Annotated in this window: 17 protein-coding genes; 10 read left to right on the forward strand and 7 right to left on the reverse strand. The window is 72.1% G+C overall.

Annotation, left to right across the window (positions count from 1 at the left end):
- Positions 1-13 precede the first annotated feature (13 nt).
- Complete coding sequence (locus ACGFWE_RS02335; RefSeq protein ID WP_393597259.1) at positions 14-1,945, forward strand: phosphatase PAP2 family protein; 1,932 nt, start codon at positions 14-16, stop codon at positions 1,943-1,945.
- A 93-nt stretch (positions 1,946-2,038) separates the two neighbouring features.
- Entirely contained in the window at positions 2,039-3,718 is a 1,680-nt protein-coding gene (locus ACGFWE_RS02340; RefSeq protein WP_393598906.1) for an ArnT family glycosyltransferase, read from the forward strand.
- A gap of 29 nt (positions 3,719-3,747) precedes the next feature.
- Here ACGFWE_RS02340 and ACGFWE_RS02345 read toward each other — a convergent pair whose 3' ends face one another.
- Both ACGFWE_RS02345 and ACGFWE_RS02350 read right to left on the reverse strand, forming a co-directional pair.
- Positions 3,748-4,149 (reverse strand): DUF3662 domain-containing protein, encoded by a 402-nt coding sequence (locus tag ACGFWE_RS02345; RefSeq protein ID WP_352384990.1) that lies wholly within the window; start codon positions 4,147-4,149, stop codon positions 3,748-3,750.
- Positions 4,150-4,189: 40 nt separating this feature from the next.
- Complete coding sequence (locus tag ACGFWE_RS02350; protein WP_352384988.1) at positions 4,190-4,354, reverse strand: hypothetical protein; 165 nt, start codon at positions 4,352-4,354, stop codon at positions 4,190-4,192.
- 169 nt (positions 4,355-4,523) lie between these two features.
- Between ACGFWE_RS02350 and ACGFWE_RS02355 the strand changes: the two genes are divergently transcribed.
- The 4 genes from ACGFWE_RS02355 to ACGFWE_RS02370 all read left to right on the forward strand — a co-directional run bounded on the left by ACGFWE_RS02355 (position 4,524) and on the right by ACGFWE_RS02370 (position 9,355).
- The gene (locus ACGFWE_RS02355) at positions 4,524-5,447 is read left to right on the forward strand and encodes a MurR/RpiR family transcriptional regulator (protein WP_352384986.1); all 924 of its coding nucleotides are present in this window, start codon (positions 4,524-4,526) and stop codon (positions 5,445-5,447) included.
- Positions 5,448-5,801: 354 nt separating this feature from the next.
- Complete coding sequence (locus ACGFWE_RS02360; RefSeq protein WP_352384985.1) at positions 5,802-6,188, forward strand: hypothetical protein; 387 nt, start codon at positions 5,802-5,804, stop codon at positions 6,186-6,188.
- A 50-nt stretch (positions 6,189-6,238) separates the two neighbouring features.
- Entirely contained in the window at positions 6,239-6,805 is a 567-nt protein-coding gene (locus ACGFWE_RS02365; RefSeq protein WP_352384983.1) for an antibiotic biosynthesis monooxygenase, read from the forward strand.
- A gap of 159 nt (positions 6,806-6,964) precedes the next feature.
- Positions 6,965-9,355, forward strand: coding sequence for a SpoIIE family protein phosphatase (locus ACGFWE_RS02370; protein ID WP_393598908.1), 2,391 nt, complete (start codon positions 6,965-6,967; stop codon positions 9,353-9,355).
- A 181-nt stretch (positions 9,356-9,536) separates the two neighbouring features.
- On the opposite strand, the gene ACGFWE_RS02375 is transcribed toward ACGFWE_RS02370, so the two are convergent.
- The 3 genes from ACGFWE_RS02375 to ACGFWE_RS02385 form a co-directional block, all read right to left on the reverse strand.
- On the reverse strand, positions 9,537-10,028 hold the full coding sequence (locus ACGFWE_RS02375; protein ID WP_352384981.1) for a flavin reductase family protein: 492 nt from the start codon (positions 10,026-10,028) through the stop codon (positions 9,537-9,539).
- A 9-nt stretch (positions 10,029-10,037) separates the two neighbouring features.
- Positions 10,038-10,709, reverse strand: a complete 672-nt coding sequence (locus ACGFWE_RS02380) for a peptidoglycan-binding protein (protein ID WP_393597263.1) — start codon at positions 10,707-10,709, stop codon at positions 10,038-10,040.
- Positions 10,710-10,785: 76 nt separating this feature from the next.
- On the reverse strand, positions 10,786-11,628 hold the full coding sequence (locus ACGFWE_RS02385; RefSeq protein WP_393597265.1) for a hypothetical protein: 843 nt from the start codon (positions 11,626-11,628) through the stop codon (positions 10,786-10,788).
- A 143-nt stretch (positions 11,629-11,771) separates the two neighbouring features.
- On the opposite strand from ACGFWE_RS02385, the gene ACGFWE_RS02390 reads away from it, so the two are divergent.
- Both ACGFWE_RS02390 and ACGFWE_RS02395 read left to right on the forward strand, forming a co-directional pair.
- On the forward strand, positions 11,772-12,461 hold the full coding sequence (locus tag ACGFWE_RS02390; protein ID WP_393597267.1) for a TetR family transcriptional regulator: 690 nt from the start codon (positions 11,772-11,774) through the stop codon (positions 12,459-12,461).
- 160 nt (positions 12,462-12,621) lie between these two features.
- Positions 12,622-13,035: an OB-fold domain-containing protein gene (locus tag ACGFWE_RS02395; RefSeq protein ID WP_352384974.1), complete on the forward strand. Its 414-nt coding sequence runs from the start codon at positions 12,622-12,624 to the stop codon at positions 13,033-13,035.
- A gap of 33 nt (positions 13,036-13,068) precedes the next feature.
- On the opposite strand, the gene ACGFWE_RS02400 is transcribed toward ACGFWE_RS02395, so the two are convergent.
- On the reverse strand, positions 13,069-14,421 hold the full coding sequence (locus ACGFWE_RS02400; protein ID WP_393597269.1) for a Gfo/Idh/MocA family protein: 1,353 nt from the start codon (positions 14,419-14,421) through the stop codon (positions 13,069-13,071).
- Positions 14,422-14,607: 186 nt separating this feature from the next.
- On the opposite strand from ACGFWE_RS02400, the gene ACGFWE_RS02405 reads away from it, so the two are divergent.
- Entirely contained in the window at positions 14,608-17,376 is a 2,769-nt protein-coding gene (locus ACGFWE_RS02405) for a hypothetical protein (protein WP_393597271.1), read from the forward strand.
- Positions 17,377-17,434: 58 nt separating this feature from the next.
- Here the strand turns inward: ACGFWE_RS02405 and ACGFWE_RS02410 are convergent, their stop codons facing one another.
- A complete protein-coding gene (locus ACGFWE_RS02410) occupies positions 17,435-17,815 on the reverse strand; it encodes a PPOX class F420-dependent oxidoreductase (RefSeq protein WP_352384968.1) in 381 nt (126 codons plus the stop codon).
- Positions 17,816-18,163: 348 nt separating this feature from the next.
- Here ACGFWE_RS02410 and ACGFWE_RS02415 point away from each other — a divergent pair, with 348 nt between their 5' ends.
- Positions 18,164-19,537 carry a S1 family peptidase gene (locus ACGFWE_RS02415; protein ID WP_393597273.1) on the forward strand — a complete coding sequence of 458 codons (1,374 nt, stop codon included), beginning with the start codon at positions 18,164-18,166 and terminating at the stop codon, positions 19,535-19,537.
- Positions 19,538-19,554 lie beyond the last annotated feature (17 nt).

Raw genomic sequence — 19,554 nt, forward strand, 5'->3', positions numbered from 1 at the left:
GAGAGGCAGACCCATGCCGTCATCCGCCGGGCAGCACTCCCCCGCGCCGCTCACCGCACGTGCCATGAAGCGAAGGGGTTTCCTCAAGTCCTCCCTGGGTGTCTCGGCCGGTGTCCTGGCCGCGCCCACCTTCGCCTCCTGGCTGGGCGCCGCGGACGCCAAGGCCGCCACCGCCGCGCTCGCGTTCGTGGACGACTACAAGTCCAACGTCATGGCGAACCTGACGCCCGAGACCAACGCGGTGGTGCGGATCCTCGGCGGCTTCACCCAGGTGTGGAAGACCGGCGGCGCCTGGAACACCGGCACCCCGCTCAGGCCCGAGATACTGCGCGCCAACATGCGCTACTGCGCCCGCCTCACCAAGGCGCGCACCGAGGCCCAGGCCAAGGATGCCTTCCTCTACGACCGCCAGCACCAGAGCTACGCCATGATCGGCGGCCTCGGCCCGCTCGCCGGCCTCTACCGCTCCGGCGCCAAGGCGGTCACCTCCATCACCAGCGCGCCCGACACCACCCCGGCGACCACGATCAGCGACGCCGTCCCGGCCGACGCCCCTGCGGGCTCGGCGCTCGGCGCGGGCTCCTACGACTCCTCGCTCGGCCAGGTGGCCAAGCTGGTCGACACCGTGCGCGGCCCGTACGCCTCCGGGAACCCCGGCAAGTACGCCTTCCAGTACCCGCGGCCGTGGCGCATGAACGAGGACAGCGAGGTCGTCGACACCGGCGCCAAGGACGCGCTCGGCTACCCGGTCTACGACTCCGAGGTGGTCGTCGCCCCTCAGCTGCTGCGCCAGCGCAGCACGTCCCCGGTGGACGACGGCGGCTTCCCCAGCGGTCACACCAACGCCTTCCACCTGGCGGGCCTGGCCTTCGCGTACGCCGTACCCGAGCGCTTCCAGGAGCTGGTCACCCGCGCCTTCGAGCTGAGCCACACCCGGATCATGTCCGGCATGCACTCGACGGTCGACGTCATGGGCGGCCGCATCATGGCCACCGCGCTGGCCGCCGCCACGCTGGCCGACTCCGCGAACGCCGACCTCAAGGCCGCGGCCCGGGCGCAAGCGCTGAAGTACTTCACCGAGCAGACCGGCACCACGCCCGACACGCTCTTCGCCTACGCCCACTCGGACGCCACAGACGCGTACGCCGACCGGGACGACAACGCCCGTTCCGTACGGCCCCGGCTGACCTATGTGCTGAACCGGGACGGTGGCAACAAGCCGTTCACCGTGCCCAAGGGCGCGGAGGTGCTGCTGGAGACGCGGCTGCCGTACCTGGACGCGGCGCAGCGTCGTGAGGTGCTGCGGACCACCGGGCTGCCCTCGGGCTATGTCCTGCTGGACGGCTTCGAGCAGTGGGGCCGGCTCAACCTGTTCGCCGCGGCGGACGGTTACGGCTCCTTCGACTCCGACGTCACCGTCACACTGGATGCGGCCTCGGGCGGTTTCCACGCGGCCGACGCCTGGCGCAACGACATCGACGGCTGCGGCTCTCTGACCAAGCGGGGCAGCGGCACGCTCACCCTGACGGGGCACAACCGGTACACCGGTGGGACCGTCCTGAAGGAAGGTGTGCTGGTCGCCGGTTCGGTCCACGCGCTCGGTCACGGCGACGTTCGGGTGCAGGGCGGAAAGCTGACGCTGGTCGGCACGTCGCTCCAGGTGCACGGCACGTACAGCCAGGAGGGCGGCGCGCTGGAGCTGACGCTGCGCTCGGGCCAGGAGCCGGTCCTGGAGGTGACGCGGCGCGCGGTGCTCGGCGCGGGCAGTGTGCTCTCGCTGGAGCTGGACGCGAAGAACCCTCCGAAGGCGGGGCGCACGGTCCGGGTCCTCGGCAGCCACAGCCTGCGCGGCCAGTTCGACCGCGTCGAACTGAACTCCGACACCCTGCGGGCCGTACCCGTCTACACGACGGAAGGTCTGTCGGTACGACTCCTGAAGCGGTGAGGCCCGCGGGGCGGGAGCTGATGCGAGAGTGGCCCTCATGAGGTGCCCGCGGATCGCTCCCGCCACCGCCCGGCCGGTCCCACCGCGGGGCGGATGATGGCGAGCGAGCAGCAGACGGTCCTGGACCCGGTTTCCGGTTCCGGGTCCCGCGACGACGAGGTGCGGCAGCCGCGACCGGCCCGGCGGTGGCTGGTGCCGCTCCTGGTCGTCGTGCTGCTCGCGCAGATGGCGGCCGTCATGGTGACGACCGCCGTGCAGCAGACCCCCACGATCGACGAACCGGTCTACGTGGCCACGGCCGCCGAGTACCTGCACGGTCAGGGCATCCGCTACAACCCCGAGCACCCGCCGCTCGGCAAGCTGGTCATCGCCACCGGGGTGGCGATCGCCGACCCGCACGTGGACACGGCGTTCCACGGGCCCCAGATCGACCTGGGCCCCCATCTGCTGTACGAGTCGGGCAACGACTCCTGGCAGCTGATGTTCTGGGCGCGGCTCCCGGTGATCGTGCTGACGCTGCTGTTCGGGCTGGTCGTGTTCGCCTTCGCCCGGGAACTCGCCGGAACAGCGGCGGGCCTCACGGCACTCGCCCTGTACGCCTTCTCCCCCGACGTCGTCGCCCACGGTTCGCTGGCCACGCTCGACGTGCCGATGGCCGGGTTCCTTCTCACCTCGGTGTGGCTGCTGTGGCGGGCCCGCGCACGGCCACGGCTGTACGTGCCGCTCGCAGGTCTGGCGCTCGGGGCGGCCCTGGCGACGAAGATGAGCGCGCTGCCGGCCGTGCCGGTCCTGCTGGGACTGGCCGCCCTCTCGGTGTGGGCCGCGTCCCGCGGCGACGAAACACGCCGACGCCTGCTGCGCGTGGTGGCCGGGGCCGCGATCCTGACACTGGCCGCGGTCGCCGTCGTATGGGCGTCCTACCTGGTGGTCGACCCGCGGCTGCGGTGGACGTCCCAGGACCAGGTGCCGGTGGTGCGCGGACTGCGGGGGACCCTCGTCGATCTGCTGCCGTTCCCGCAGGCGTACGCGGACGGGATGCGGATCCAGTTCCACTTCGAGAACTATCCGTGGGAGGGCTTCCTGTTCGGGCGGCTCTACACCGGGCACCTCTGGTACTACCTGCCGGCGGCGCTCCTGGTGAAGACCCCGCTGGGCCTGCTCGCCCTGTGGGCCGCGGGTGCCGTGGTGCTGGTGGCGGTACGGCGGCTGCGGCCCGCCGCGCCGTATCTGCTCGTGCCCGCCGGGGTCCTGCTGGCCTCCGCCATGACGGGGTCACGCGACTTCGGCACCCGGTACGCGCTCTTCCTGCCCATGTTCCTGACCGTGGCCGCCGGATGCGTCCTGGCGGTCCGCCGACGCTGGGCGACGATCGCGACCGGGGCGCTCGTGCTGTTCGTCGCGGTCAGCTCGGTGCGGACCTTTCCCTACTATCTGCCGTACGCCAACGAGGCGTACGGCGGACCGGCCCGGACCCATCTGCGGCTGCACGACTCCAACGTCGACTGGGGCCAGGACCTGGGCCGGCTCGCCGACCGGCTGCGCGAGCGCTACCCGGACGAGCGGATCTGGCTCGTCTACAAGGGGAGCGGGCTGCCGTCCGCCTACGGCATCGAGGCGACCGATCCACGTGAGGCGCCGGTGGACGAGGTGCGCGGGCTGCTGGTCGTGTCGGACTCCTCGGTCGCCAAGGCGAAGGGCCGGCTGGCCGAGTTGATCGACAGCAGCCGTCCGGTCGACGAGGTCGGTCACTCGATCACCATCTATCGCCGATGACCACCCCGGCGAGCGTGCTCCATCTCCGCTCAGCGGACCGCTTGCTGGAACGCCTCGGCGCTCACGTGCGGCATCGCCCCGCTCGTCACGCGGTAACGGCCGTTGGGCACCCGGTCGGACCTGGAGATGTGCACGGTGAGCGGGCCCGCCCATTCGTAGCCATGCCGCTCGCCGTGCCGGGCCAGGCTGTCGGTGAGCTCCTGGCCCACATCGCTGCCCCGGCGCACCAGTTCGTCGTAGGCGAAGTCCGCGAGCTCGACGTCGTACGCGTTCGGGACCACCACCCTGCTCTCACTGCACACGACCACCTTGCTGTCGCACTCACGCCGCAGCGCGTCGAGGAGTTCGACGGGCTCCCTGCCGACGACCCGCGCCCACAGCGACTCCCACCCGTGCTCCATTGCCCGTTCCAGCGCGCTCAGCGCACTCATGCCCTCGTCACCTGCCGACCCTCTGGTTTCGTATGCGGTGTCATTCCTGGGCGAAGTCGCCGGGTTCCACCCGCGCTTCCTCGAACGCCTCGCGCAGGGTGCGGCCGCTCCCGCCGGGGGCGGGGGCCCCGCCCTCCTCGTGCCGGTGCCGCAGAAGCTCGTCGGTGGCCTCGGTCTTGCGCCGGTTCTCCTCGGGGACCGTCATACGGGGCTGCTCCTCAGGTGTCGTCGAACGTCTTGCCCAGCGGCGGGTTCCCGCTCGGGCGCGGCGTACCCATCCCGATCGGCGCTCGCCGGATGCTTCCGCACAAGCGCTGGTCACCGGGGGGTGTGAGCTATGTTGACTCCCCGTGGCAGACAAAGGAGGCGCCTCGGTGTCATCGCCGCAGCAGGCACGCGCTCAGGCATCCGCGATCACCTCCGGCAAGACCGCACCGGAGACGGAGGCGGCCCCGGCCTCCCAGCTCAGGACGCTCTTCGACCGGCCCCGGCTCTCCCCCGGACAGCGGCGCATCGCGCAGTACCTGATCGAGCACATCACCGAGGCGGCGTTCCTCTCCATCACCGATCTCGCGGAGCGCGTGGGCGTGAGCCAGCCCTCGGTGACGCGGTTCGCCGCGGCCGTGGGCTTCAGCGGCTACCCCGCCCTGCGGGAGAAGCTCCAGTCCATCGCCCTCGGCACGCTCGCCGGCGGACCGGTCGCCGACGACGAGTCACGCGGCAACGAACTCCAGGCAGCGGTCGACGCGGAGATCGAGAACCTGGAGAACCTGCGCCGCGACTTCGCCGACCCCGACCAGGTGATCGAACTGGGCCGCAAGCTGTCCGAGTCGACCCCGCTGACCGTCCTGGGCCTGCGCATCTCGGCGTCCCTGGCCGAGTACTTCGCCTACGCGGCCCGCCGTATCCATCCCGACGTACGACCGGTCACCCGCGGCGGCAGCGTCGCCTACGACGCGCTGCTGCAGTCCCGTGAGGCGGGCGGCACCTGGGTGCTCGCGTTCTCGATGCCGCGGCACGCCCAGGAGACCCTCACCGCGCTGCGGGTCGCCCGCAGCGCCGGACTGAAGGTCGCCCTCGTCACGGACCTGGTGCTCGGACACGTGGCCGACGAGGCCGACGTCCTCTTCTCCACCGGCACCGGCTCACGGCTGGTCTTCGACTCCTACGCCGCGCCCGGTGTGATCGCCGCCGCCCTGCTCCAGGCCATGACCGACGCCGATCCCGAGCGCACCCAGGCCCGGCTGGAGGAGTACGAGCAGATCTCCGACCAGCACCAGTTCTTCCTCAGGGACTGACCCCGCCCACCCCCGGTCATACGCCTGCACACCGGGACCAGCCGTAATAAATCGAGCATGAATGTTTTCATACGCCTTGCCAAGCGGACGGCATATATAAATACTGCTCACGGATCACACCGGGATCACTCCCGGACCGTCCGCACCCCTGTCCCCGTCCCCACCCCCACACCGCCCGAAAGGGCTCCTTCGCGGACATCCCGAGCCGTCGTCACCTACCCGCGTCGACGCCAGGGATGTTCGGTAGGGCCTCGCCTGCACGCGAGCCCATGGCGGCCCCGGTCATCCCCTAGGCCGGGGCCGCCCAATCCGTCGGAACACCCGCACGACGCCGCACACCCGGAAGCGATCACCATGCCCCTGACGACCACGCGGACCATCACTCGTCCCGGCCCGGACTGGCCCTGCCAGGTCAAGACGCCCGGCAGCTACGACTGGGAGCGCTCCGCGGCCAAGTGGCTGCGGGAGCTGGTGCCGACGCGGTACGCGAGCTATCCGGCCCTGATGCGGCACACCGTGCTCCTGGCCCGGCACGCGCAGATCCAGGTCCAGCACGAGATCCGGGTGGCGCGCACCGCGCTGCAGACCGCGCGGGCGGACCTGCCGGCGCTCGGGCTGCCGGAGTCGGTCATCGAGCACACCATCAAGCTGTACGCGGCCGAGGTGCTCCAGCTGCAGCACATCGCCCGCAGCATCCGCGCGGTCACCCAGGCCCTGGTCGACCACCACCACGGGCGCTGACCTCTCGCGCAGGGCATGACCCGTGCCGTGCGGGGGAATCCGTGGAGACCATGAGCACCACCGACGTACGGCACGGCGACCCGGTCACCACGGTCCTCACCTGGGAGGTGCGTCCGGGCCGGGAGCGGGAGTTCGAGCGCTGGACGCGTGGGATCACCCGCTGCGCCAGACGGTTCCCCGGCAACGAGGGCGTCTCCTGGCTGCGTCCCGAGGACGGTCACCGCTTCCACGCGGTGCTGCGCTGGTCCGACGCGCACCGGCTCACCGCCTGGCTGGAGTCGGACGAGCGGGCGGCCTGGCACACGCGGATCGACGACATCGCCACGGAGCTCGGCAGCGAACGGCAGTCGACGACCGGGCTGGAGACCTGGTTCAGTCTGCCCGGCACGACCGTGCGGCCCCCGGTCCGCTGGAAGATGGTGCTGACGACGTTCCTCGGTGCCTTCCCCTGCACGCTGCTGATCCAGTGGCTGGTGGCGCCCCGCACCGCCGTCTGGCCCCTGCCGCTGCGAGCCGCGGTGTTCCCGGTGGTCCTGCTGCCGCTGCTCACCTATCTGGTCATGCCACTGCTGAGCCGGGTCCTGCGACGGTGGCTCTACCCGCCGCCCGGCCACTGATCTGCCACCGACCGGGGGCCCGGCCGGTTTCGTCAACCGGCTGCGTCACCGGTGGGTGGGATGCGTGTGCACGAGAGCGGGAACGGCACATGGCGCATGTGCGATGCTCAACCCGTGAGCGAGTCAGCCGGCCATGAGCACACCGGTACCGCGCCCGACATGGCAGCGCTGGCCAAGGTCGTGGCCAGACAGCGTGCCGAAATGGACCGGTTGCGGGACCAGGTCGCCACGTCCGTGGTGCTGGAGCGGGCCAAGGGCGTCATCATGGCGCTGACCGGGTGCACCCCGGACGCGGCCGGCGAGGATCTGCTCCAGCGCGCCAAGGCCGGCAACCGCACGCTGCTGGAGGAGTGCTGGATCACCCTCGGCTCCCTGTCCCCGCTCGGCGCCGCCACCCAGCCCCTCGTCGGCGACGACCTGCCCGGCGCGCCCTTGTCGGCGGTGCCCGGGCCGCCCGGTCCGCCGTCCGTTCCGCAGGGCACCGCCCTCCCCGCCGGGCGGGACACCGGCGACCTGGACGACGGCTTCACCGCGCTCGGCCGCCTCGGCAAGGCCCTCGTCCACGTGGCCACACCGCAGGACCTGGCCGACTGTCTCCTGGAGGAGCTCAGGGAGGACGTCGACGCCGACGCGCTCCTGCTCTTCCGGTCGCTGCCGGCCGGAGGGCTCGAACTGATCGGCCACGCCGGTGTCGACGCCACCCTGGCCGGCCAGTGGGCGCGGGTTCCCCCGCTGAGCGGCATCGCCGCGCTCGAAGCGCTCCGGGCGCGGGAGCCGCGCTGGCTGGAGGACTTCGCGGCGGACCGCAAGCGGCACCTGCTGATAGGGGATCCGCCCGAACGCTGGCTGTCCCGCGCCTGGCTTCCGGTGCCGACCGGCGACGGGGCCGAGGTCTGCATCGGGATACTGCGCGCCCGCGGCGGACCGTTCTCCCCGCAGGACCGGCAGCTCCTGCGGGCCGTCGTGCGGCTGTGTGCCGGCCGGCTGCGGTCCTTCGGCGCCCGGCCCCGGCCCGGCGCCGCCGCCACGGCCGCGGCCGTGCAGCCCGTACTGGACTCGCTGCCGGGCTCGGCGATGCTGCTCACGCCGCTGCGCGGCCCCTCCGGAGAGATCGCGGACTACCGTGTCGACGCCGCCACCGAGGAGGCGGTCGACGTCGTGGGCCGCAGCGGCAGGCAGCTGCTCGGCCGGCGGATCCTGGAGTGCTTCCCGAGCATGGCGGACGAGGCGGTGTGGCACGGCCTGCTGCGCACGCTGACCACCGGCGAGCCGTTCGAGGGCGAGCCGTTCGCCTACCAGGAGGTCGTGGACGGCGCCGCCGAACTGTCCACGTACGCGCTGCACGCGGCCCGCCTCGGCGGCGCCCTGGTCGTCACCTGGGTCCGCCACGACTCCTCCGACCGGCAGGAACAGCGCCTGGCGGACGTGCAGCGACTGGGGAACCTGGGCTGGGCGAACTGGAACCTCGTCACCGGCGAGGGCAGCTGGTCCTCCCAGACCTTCCTCGTCATGAACCGGGATCCCGCGCTCGGACCGGTCCCGCTGGGCGACCTTCCGCGGCTCGCGCTGGCCGAGGACGCACCGGTACTGGCCCACGCCGTGCAGGAACTCGTGCGCGCCGGCCTTCAGTTCGACGTCCCGTTCCGGATCCGGGCCGGGGACGAGGTCCGCCATCTGCGAATGGTCGCCGAAGTCGTGACGGACACCGAGAACGAACCCGTCGAGGTGCACGGCTTCGTCCAGGACCTCACCGCGCAGCGCAGCGCCGAACTGGCCCTCGTCGAGAGCGAGCAGGCGATCGTGACGCAGCACGGGGTGCTGCACGCCGAGCGGGCCATGGCAGCCCGCCTCCAGCATGCGCTGCTGCCGCTGCCCACCCGGCCGGTCCGGCTGGCCGGACTGCGGGTCGAAGTGTCCTATCTGCCCGCCCAGTCCGGGATTCACGTCGGCGGCGACTGGTTCAGCGCCATCGAACTGCCCGACGGAGACGCGCTGTTCGTGGTCGGTGACGTCGCCGGGCACGGTATCGACGCCGTGGCCACCATGGCCCAACTGCGCTTCACCGCCAAGGGGATGGTCATCACGGGCTCGTCGCTGACCGGTGCGCTCGCCCGTCTCAACACCCTGCTGCTGCACTCACGCGACTCCCACGGCACCGCGACCATGGTCCTGGCCCGCTACGACCCCGACGAGCACTGCCTGGTGTGGGCCCAGGCGGGCCATCCGCCACCGCTGCTGGTGCGCGGCGGACAAGTGCGCTATCTGGAGCGTCCGTTGGGCATGCTGCTGGGGGCGTGCTCCGATCCGGACTTCCAGGAGGCGCGCTGTCTCCTGGAGCCGGGTGACCGCGTCCTGCTCTACACCGACGGCCTGGTCGAGAGGCCTCCGGACGGCATCGACCACGGCCTGGACCGGCTCGCCGCGGCCGTCGCGGCCCACCCCACGGACGAGCGCGGCTCCCTGGCCCCGCTGCTGGCCTCGGTGCTGGAGGGCGAGCGGCGCGACGACGTCTGTGTCGTGGACATCCGGGTGCCGTCCGGGCGGGAGTGAGCCGCCGGGACCCGCGCGGTGTTCCCGGCCGAGCACATCCGGGGCGTGTGCTCCAGCGGGCCGGTGAGCAGGGCGTTCAGTGCGCCGGTGGCGTCCTTGCCGCCGACAACCCTGCGTCTCGGGCCGCCGCAGGTCGTCCGCCGCCGGTTTCATGGTCGAGGTCGTCGGACACGTGCCGTGCTCAGTCCGCCGGGTGGCCGGGCGAGATGGAGACGGCGTCGGACAGCCGCAGCAGCTTCGCGCCCTCGGTCTCCTCGCGCTCGCCCCACGCCTCCGGTTCCAGGACGAACCCGAGGTGGTCACCGCCCTCGACGCGCTGCACGACCTTGCCGACGAACCACGCCGCCGCCTCCTCCAGGACGACGGCCCCGCCGGCCTCCTCCCGCCAAGGGACCTGGGCGAACTTGTCGGTCCGGTCCCCCGTCTCCCCGCCGAACAGCTCGGCGAGGCCACGCTGTTCGCGGGTGAGGAGGTGGACCGCGAGGCGGTCCGCGGTGCGGGCCACCCGATAGGTGCGGTTGGCCTTCGACAGCCACACCGCATACCGCACGGGCTCGATCGAGCACTGTGAGGCGAATCCGACGAGACAGCCCGCGCGGTCGCCGTCCGTGGCGGCGGTCACGACGCACATGTCGGGGTCGAGCCGGTCGATGAACGCGTCCATGCCAGACATCCTCGTCGATCAGCCGCCGCCCGTGCGGGACTCCAGGTCCCGTCGTGTGTCGTCGCCGTACACGCCGTCCTCGTCGCCGCGGATGCCGTACCAGAGCTGGAAGCGGGCCACGGCGGCGGTCAGGGTCGGGTCGTAGGTGCCGTCGGTGGAGCCGTTGTCGTAGACGTTCGGGATGTGCCGCAGGCGTTCCTGCAGGTCGGTCACCTCCGGGCCGCTGTCTCCCTGACGGAGGGTGCCGGGGCCGTCGGGATCGGCGGCGCCGGAGGCCGTCGGGGTCGGCGTGGGCGCCGCGGCGGTGGTCGAGGTCGGCTGCGGGACCGCCGTGGCGGTGGTCTCCGTGCGGTCGGCGAGCAGGAGGGCACCGCCGAAGCCGATCACCGCGGCGGCGGTGACGGCCGCCGCGATCGCCGTGCGGCGCAGTCCCGGCACCCGTCCGCGCGGGACGTCACGGGAGCGCCGGGTGCGGTCGTGGTCGTCCCTGACGGGCGGCAGTTCCTCGGTCGCGTCCTCGGTTGGCGACGGCCGGACGGGCAGCGCGAAGGACTCGTATCCGACGGCCGCTCGGGGCGGCAGGTCCTTCATCAGCTCCGCGAGCGCGTCGGTACGGCGCGGACGCAGCACCCGGATGGGTTCGAGCGGCGTGCGGTCCGGCGGCGCCCCTCGGTCGGACGGTGTCGGCATCCTGGTCTCCTTCCGTCCCGCGCTCACGGGTCTGGCCGTCCCCCACGAAGAGATACGGCGAGGCGGGCCCGGGAGTTCAGCGCTCGCGCTTGGTACCACGGGCGAGAAACCCGTGCAGGGACGTCTTCATGGCCGCGACGAAGGCGTCCCTGCCCGCCTCGTCCAGGGCGTCCAGGGAGAGATACGGGTTGAGGTCCTCCAGCTCGACCAGCAGGAGTCCGCCGCCCGGGGCCCGGCAGGCGTCCACGCGCTGGATGCCGTGACCGAGGGCGTTCCAGTCGATGAAACGCCGGGCGAACTCCAGGTCGTCCGGGGTGGGTTCGTACGGCTCGAGGGCCCAGCGCCGGTCGGCGTGCGGGGCGTAGAGGGCGTACTGGAAGTCGTGGTCGACGAAGTAGAAGGACACCTCGTAGGCGAAGTCGACGCACGGCTGGACGAGGACCTGCCCGTCGATGTGGTCGCGCACCTCGCCGGCGGACAGGATGCGCAGGCCGATGGAGTCGGCGCCGAGCCTGGGCTTCACGACGTACCGGTCCGTCGCGGGCAGCCGGTCCAGGTCCTCGGCGCGGCCGACGGTCGGGATGACGGGGTGGCCCGCGGCCGTGAGGTCGAGGAGGTACTGCTTGCCGGCCATGTCGGCCTTGCCGGACAGGGGGTTGTACACGCGTGTGCGGTGTCGCAGCGCCTGCTCGCGGAAGGCGTCGTACGCCTCCTGGTACGCCAGGACCGGCCCGCTGTTGCGGACGACTACGGCGTCGAAGGCGTCCGCCAGCGCGGCGGCGTCCAGGGGGTGGCACAGGGCGAGGTCGAAGTCCTCCCTGAGGCGGGAGGTGAGGAGGATGTCCTCGTCGCAGTAGCGACGCCCGCGGGCCTGGTAGGCCAGGTCGGTGACGTACAGGAGGGTGGGGCGACGCGACATGCGGGGACTCCTCGGCGGGCGGCAGCCGATCGTATGCGGTGACACCCCACCGACACCCCACCGGGCAACGCAAAGGGCACTCAGTTCCCTCCGCGTACTGCACCCAGTGCCATGGCGGCGGTTCAGGTGCTACGTTCGCGACCATGAGCTCCACCAAGCCCGCCATGCGGGACGCGCTGGTCGCGGCCGCCTTCCAGCTGTTCCTGGAACGGGGTTACGAGCAGACCACTGTCGATGACATCGTCACGCTCGCCGGAGTCGGACGCCGCTCGTTCTTCCGGTACTTCCCGTCCAAGGAGGACGTGGTCTTCCCCGACCACGAGCGGTGCCTGACCGACATGACGGCCTTCCTGGCCGCGAGCGACCCCGGATGCGACCCGCTCGAACGAGTCTGTGAGGCGGTGCGCCTCGTGCTGCGCATGTACACCGAGAACCCGACGTTCTCCGTGCAGCGCTACCGCCTCACCAAGCAGGTGCCCGGTCTGCGCGCCTATGAGCTGTCCGTGGTGTGGCGCTACGAGCGCGCCTTCGCCGAGTACCTGCGCGGGCGCCTGAAGGGGCTGCACGACGGGACGCTCCGGGCCGACGTGATCGCCGCCGCCGTGGCCGCGGCGCACAACAACGCCCTGCGCTCCTGGCTGCGCTCGGACGGGCACGGCGACGCCGAGCAGGCGGTGGAGCACGCGCTCGGCTATGTGCAGGCCGCCTTCGGGGTACCCGGCGCGCCGTCCGCCGACGAGCCGGCCGAGGACGTGGTGGTGATCGTCTCCCGCCGCGGTGCCCCGCTGTGGCGGGTGGTCCAGGAGATCGAGTCCACGCTCGACCGGGACTGAGCCGTACCGCCCGCCTCAAAAAGAGGGTACGCAGTACCTTTACGGCCGACACTCAGTGCCATACGCTGACCGTGTGCACGGCGGCACAGGGAGCCGCGCACGTCCGTGCACGGTGACCCGAGCACGTGGGATTCCGGCCGAGCGCAGGGAGTTGACCAGCGTGTACCACCACTCAGGAAGCATTGCTCGTCAGGCAGCCGGATCCGGGACGAGCTTGCTCGAACCGGCCGCCCCGGCCACGGACGCGATCCTCTTCCAGCGCTGCACCTGGTGCGGTACCGCGATGTACCACCGGCTGCTGTGTCCGGTCTGCCAGGGCGGCGACCTGCGCACGGAGCGCAGCGAGGGCGTGGGCACGGTCCGCCATTCCACGGTGGTCCACCGCAACACCCCCGCCGCCCGCAACGTGTCGCTGATCGAGCTGGCCGAGGGATTCGTCGTCCGGGGCCGGGTCATGGGCCCGCCCGCCGCGATCCACAGCGGTGACCGGGTGCGGATGTCGACGGCCAAGGACCCGGTCCGCGGCGAGCCTGTCTTCCAGCTGCTCGACGAGCCGTACCGCGCCTGGAGCTGACGCGCCATCAACTCCTGGTGACTGCACGGGGTCTCACCACTCCCCGGGGATCAGATCCCGCACCCGCACCGGCTGCCCCGTCTCGAAGCACCGGTTGGCGGCGATGCCCACGGCGAGCGCCAGGGCGCCGTCCCGTTCGGTGGCCGTCGGATGCCCCGCCGCTCCGGTGTCCTCGCTCACGGGCCCCGCGCCGGGGTCCAGGGGTCCGAAGAGCGCGTCGAGCATGCGCGGGTCTCCCCCGCCGTGCGCCTCGTGGGCGGTGACGAGCGGCACGTCGACGGAGGGCTGCCACAGCGGGCGCAGGGTCAGCCGAGCACCGCCCGCGTGGTCGGCCGCGGTGTCCCCGTGCAGCGCGCCGCTCGCCGAGCTGATCCTGGTCCGGGGTGCCTGCCAGCGGCTCTCCTCGACCTCCAGTTCCAGCCGGCCCGCGCTGCCGTTGAACATGACCCGGTAGCCCTCCCACGGGGAGTAGGCGGTGAGGTGGTACGTCATCGTCGCGCCCCGGGCGTGGCGGACCAGGAGCGCCATGTCGTCCTCGATGGTGACGGGCCCGTCGAAGACGTTGCGGTCGCGGAGGTAGCCGTCGTCCTGCTCCGCGTCGAGGTACAGGGCACGCAGGGTGTCGTCGGCCGCGAGGTCGAGGGCGAAGGGATCGTCGGCGGCCGGGCCCGCCCCGTGGGCCCGGGTGTAGTCGCGGCGCAGGCCATGGCGTTCGCCGGCCGCACGGCCGTAGAAGCCGAGCCGTCCGTAGCCGAAGACCTCCTGCGGTTCGTCGGCGAGCCACCAGTTGACCAGGTCGAAGTGGTGGCTCGCCTTGTGGACCATCAGGCCCCCGCTGTGCCGCTTCTCGCGGTGCCAGCGGCGGAAGTAGTCCGCTCCGTGCCGGGTGTCGAGGAGCCATTCGAAGTGCACGGAGAGGATCTCGCCGATCGCGCCCTCGGCGAGCAGGGCGCGGACCTTCTCGTGGACGGGGTTGAAGCGGTAGTTGAAGGCGACGGTGAGGGAGTTGCCGGTGGCCTTGACCGTGTCCAGGATGCGGGCGCAGCGGTCGGCGTCCACCGTCATCGGCTTCTCGGTGACCACCCGGCAGCCCGCCTGGAGCGCGGGGACGATGTAGCGGTCGTGTTCGGCGTCGACGGTGGTGACCACGACCTCGTCGATGCCCTCCTCGACGAGCAGCTCGGCGAAGCGCTCGGGTTCCCACTGGGCGGCGGTGGGTTCGCCGGCCTCGGCGAGCAGGCGGTTGTGGAAGGCCATGCGGGTGGGGCTGGGATCGCACAGGGCGGCGACCCGGTGACCGGGGCGTGCGGCCAGCGCCCGGGTGAACAGCTGGGCGCGGTGGCCGGTGCCGACGACGGCTGCGCGCAGATGGGGAGTTCGACTCATGGAAAGCGCTTCCCCCGTCCGGTGATCCGCTAGTCCCCGCGCCTTCAGTGGCTTGTTCGCGTTCCCGTTCCGCGATCCACGGCACCTCACAGACAACCCACAGACGCCTCCCTCTCGTCCTAGGTGACGCGAGAGGCTCCCGGGACCGACGGGACGCCTGCGCACGGGGTTTTGAGGAGAGAACCATTGATCCATGCCCGGCGAATATGTGTGACCGCCGTGGCGGTGGTGGCGGCCCTGGCGGGCTCGCCCGGACTGGCACAGGCTCAACAGCCCTCTCAGACACGGTTGTTGAGCACTACGGACGACAACCGACTTCCGCCGGGATGGCGGATCGACGGGGAGCACGGGGCGCGTGAGCTGGTCTGGCGCGCGCCGAAGTCCGTGCCCATGGGGGACGCACGCGTCGAGTTCCGCGCCGGGGACCGGCTGCTCGGTGTGCCGAAACCGGCGAAGGACGGGCGGACCTTCCGGCTCTCCCTCGACGAAGCCGGATCCACCGCACTGACCGACCTGCAAGTCACCGCCGCGGGACGCCGGTTGGACGCGGCGGCCGACCAGCCGCGCGAGTCCGGCGCACCAGGGGTGCGGCTCCCCGCGCAGGCACCGGCGAACGGTGTCGACCCCGGGAAGCCCGGCTCGTACCGCACGGTCAGCGGCTCGTACGACCTCGCCCCCGTGCGCCTGCCGGGGTTCGCCACCCCGGTCGAGATGCGTGCCCAGGTGGTGGCCCCGAAGGGTGCCACCGGCAGCCGGCCGCTCGCGCTGTTCCTGCACGGCCGTCACGCGACCTGCTACAAGCCGGGCAGCGAGGACGACGTGACCATCGACTGGCCCTGCGCGGACGGCTACAAGCCGATCCCCAGCGACAAGGGCTATCTGCGCGACCAGAAACTCCTGGCCTCGCAGGGCTATGTGACCGTGTCCATCTCGGCCAACGGCATCAACGCCCAGGACTGGCAGCCCGAGGACGCCGGCGCGCAGGCGCGCTCCTCGCTGGTACGGCAGCACCTCGCCCGCTGGGCCGACTGGACCGCCCACCGCTCCACCGCCCCGGCCGTCGTACGCCAGGCGCCGAAGGCCGACCTCTCGCGGGTCCTGCTCGTCGGCCACTCGCGCGGCGGCGAGGGCGTCAACCGGGCCGCCATGGACAGCCTGTACCCGCCGCCCGCCGCCGAGGACGGTTACCGGGGGCCGGTGCGCTGGAAAATACGCGGGACCGTCCTGATCGGACCGACGATCTTCGGCCAGAATCCGGTCGCCGACGTGCCGTCCGTGACCCTGCTGCCGGGCTGCGACGGCGATGTCTCCGACCTCCAGGGCGAGGACTTCGTCGACGGCACCCGCGGTGTCAGCCGGGGCACCGCGCTGCACAGCGCGGTCTACGTGGTGGGCGCCAACCACAACTACTTCAACAGCGAGTGGACTCCGGGCACGGCCGAGGCCCCGGCCCAGGACGACTTCGGAACCGACCCGGAGCAGACCGACCCGGTGTGCACGCCGGGCGCCCCGACCCGGCTGACCGCCGCCCAGCAGCACAAGGCGGGTTCCACCTACATCGCCGCGGCGGCCCGGCTCTTCCTCGCCGGTGACGACCGGGTGCGTCCGCTGCTCGACGGTTCCGGCAGGCGGGCCCCGTCCGCCGATCCGGCGCGGGTGCTGACCCACGCGGTCGGCGGTCGCCGCAGCGGCGGCTTCCTGCCGGACGCCGGCGCCAAGGTGACCGGCGCCCGGCTGTGCTCGGCGATCGATCCGAACCCGGCCGTGGCCTGTCTGGACCCGGAGACCCCTGGCTCGTCCCCGCACTTCGCGTGGTGGGAGACGGAGAAGGAGACCGGCCGCAGCGCGGTGGCCCTGAAGTGGTCCGCGCCGGGCACGGCAGCGCGCGTCACCCCCGCCAAGCCGCTCTCCCTGCACGGCTCCCAGAAGCTCGCACTGCGGGTCTTCGTACCGCCGAACACGACCGGCACGAAGTTCGACGTGTCCGTCACCGACTCCGCCAACCGCCGGGTGACGCTGGGCCGGGCCACGGTGGCGGGCCTGCCGGGCTCCGCGAGGACCGCGTCCTACTGGGCTCAGGAGCTGCGGGTCCCGCTGACGGCGGCGACCCGGGCCGGGCTCGATCTCCGGCACGTCATGTCCCTTGAGCTGACACCCCGTTCGCGGTCCGGGCGGGCCTGGCTGATGGACGCCTGGGGCTGGGCGCCCGGCACTCCCGCGGTCAAGGCGGCCGCGCTGCCCCGCGTCGACGTGGGCCGCACGATCGTCAAGGAGGGCGACTCGGGCACCCGCACCTACCGCGTCCCGGTCAGGATCTCCGGGCACGGCAGCGGCCAGGTCCGGGTGTACGTCCTCGAACCGGACAGCGGCCGGGCCCGGAGCAGGCTGGTGACGGTCCGGCCCGGCAGCCACGCGATCGACGTGCCGGTCGAGGTGAAGGGCGACACGGTCTACGGCGAGGACGTGCAGCACGACATCGCGGTCAAGGCCGTGCGGGGCACCGTCGTCGGCAAGCACCGGGGTGGGCTCACCGTCGAGAACGACGACCCCGAGCCGGTGATCACCCTGTCGCCGGTCGCGGACCGGGTGACCGAGGGAGAGACGCTGACCTGGCGGCTGTCCATCGACGCACCCTCGGTGGTCGACATCTGGCAGCCGGTGCGGGTGCTTCCGGTCACCGGGGGCACCGAGCTGTCCACCAAGGACGTGGACCCGCAGTGGCTCAAGGACTGGTCCGGTGACGTGCCCGACCCCGAGCGCCGGCTGTCCGACGCGAACCTGTGGGTGTGGCTGAACATCCCGCCCGGGAGCACCAGCGTGGACTTCGTCACGCCGACCGTGCGGGACCAGGTGGCCGAACCGACCGAGTCGATGCGTATCGCGCTGACCGACCGCAACGCCGAGCCGCTGCCCGACAGGCCGGCGCTGACCGGCACGGTGCTCGACCGGCCGTGAGTCCCCTCTCGCGCGGTTGAGCCTGTGGTGCGGGGCCCGGATGACCGGGCCCCGCACGTCACAGGGTCACGCGGATCCCGACCGTGCCGTCCAGCCCCCGCCGCAGCCTGCTGCCGAGGAGAGTGAGCCGGCCGACGACGCCGTATTTGCTGGCCAGGAGTTTTCGGTAGCGGGCGGTGGTCGCCGTGTCGCAGATCTCCGCCGTGGCCGGCATCTGGTCGCCGGTCGGGTTGCCCCGCGCGTCGCAGGGGCCGACGAGGACGTCCCCGCGGGCCCGGATCCGCTTCACCTTCCACGCGTCGGCGGCCGACCACACGCCGAGCGCGTCCCCGTCGCGGACCACCCACACCGGGGTGGCGACCGGCGTGCCGTTCTTGCGGAAGCTGGTGAGCAGCAGGTACTTGCCCGCGCCGAGCCGCTCCAGCGGCGTGTCATCCATGACGAGAGTCTAGGCAATGGAGTGCGGTCCGCGCGCGGGCGCGGCTCGGGTGCCTGGTCGTGGAGCACGGCACAGGGGGCGACGGCGTGGCCTGCCGTGACGGGATCGCGAGCGCCGAGTCCGTGCAGTTGGCCGACGTGCTCATCGAAACCGGGGGCCCGGATGCACGTGGACCGGCCAACACCGCTGCGCGCATGGCTGGTTGAGGCGCCTCGGGGCGATCCCGCCGTACCGGATCACCGGCTGTCGTGAACGCGCCCGGGCCGGGCCGCGTATGGAAGGAGGGCACTCAACGACCGGAGGGCCCTGCGGTGCCAGGCACCGCTTGTTCGGGTTCGGGAGCCATGCATGAGGCACGCACGACGACGGGTCGTCCGGCGAGTGACACGGCTGGCGGCAGTCGGCGGACTCCTCCTGGGAGGTGTGATGGTCACGCGAGCCGTCGCGAGCGAGCCTCCCGCGACCACCGCCGTGCCGCACACCTACGCCATGAAGGCAGGGCAGACGGGCGCGGATCTTGTGTCGCGGCTCGGCAGCTCCCGTACCGCCGGCACCTGGATCGGCGCCGACGGCAAGCCGGTCGTCGCGGTCACCGACGAGCAGGCGGCGGCCGCGGTACGCGCGGCGGGGGCCAGGGCGAAGATGGTCGGGCACAGCATGGACGAGCTCAAGTCCGCGGCGAAGACGCTGCGTTCGGCGCCCCGGGTCGCCGGGACCGCCTGGTCCATGGACTACCGGACCAACGAGGTGGTCGTGCAGGGCGACAGCACCGTCTCGGCGTCCGACTGGGCCGCGATGACACAGGTCGCGAACGGTATCGGCGGCTTCGTCCGCATGGAGCGCACCGAAGGCAGCTTCACTCCCCGCCTGAACGGCGCGCAGCCCATCCTGTCGACCGGCGGACGCTGTTCGGCCGGCTTCAACGTGACCAACGGCCAGAGCGACTTCATCCTCACGGCCGGGCACTGCGGTCCCACCGGGTCGGTCTGGTTCGCGGACACCGGGGGCACCAACCAGCTCGGCAGGACGGTCACCCAGAGCTTCCCGGGCAACGACTTCTCGCTGGTGCAGTACGCCAACGGGAAGGCGGGCGACGGCGCCGGGGTCGTGTTCATCGGCAACGGCAAGGGCGTGCAGATCACCGGTGCGGGCGATCCGTCCATCGGGCAGCGGGTGTTCCGCAGCGGCAGCACGAGCGGGCTGCGCGACGGTCAGGTCACGGGCGTCAACTCGACGGTGAACTACCCGGAGGGCACGGTCACCGGGCTGATCGAGACGAACGTGTGCGCCGAGCCCGGGGACAGCGGCGGTCCCATGTTCTCCGAGGGGATCGCGCTCGGCATCACCTCGGGAGGCAGCGGTGACTGCACCCAGGGCGGTACGACGTTCTTCCAGCCGGTGACGAAGGTGCTGAAGGAGCTCGGCATGCAGTTGATCGTGTCGAACCCGGCCGCCACCGGCGGGGCGTCTCCCGCTCCGTCGGCCACCTCGGCGCAGGCGCAGGGATCGATCGCTCCCGGCGCCGCCTCTCCCGGTTCCGCGGCGGCGGTGCAGGGGGCCGAGGGCACGCCCCTGCTGAGCCGGCTCACGGACACCCGGAACGTCGGGCCCGGTCTGCTGGTCGTCGGGGGAAGTCTGATCGCGCTGGTGGCGACGCGGTACATCCGCTCGGAACAGGACCGCAAGGCGTATCAGCGCTATTACTCGGCGACTTGGGGCTGAGCCCCGCCCGCCCTTCC

Origin of the sequence: Streptomyces sp. NPDC048523 (assembly GCF_043199815.1) — a bacterium.
In the GTDB taxonomy this organism is placed as follows: Bacteria; Actinomycetota; Actinomycetes; order Streptomycetales; family Streptomycetaceae; genus Streptomyces.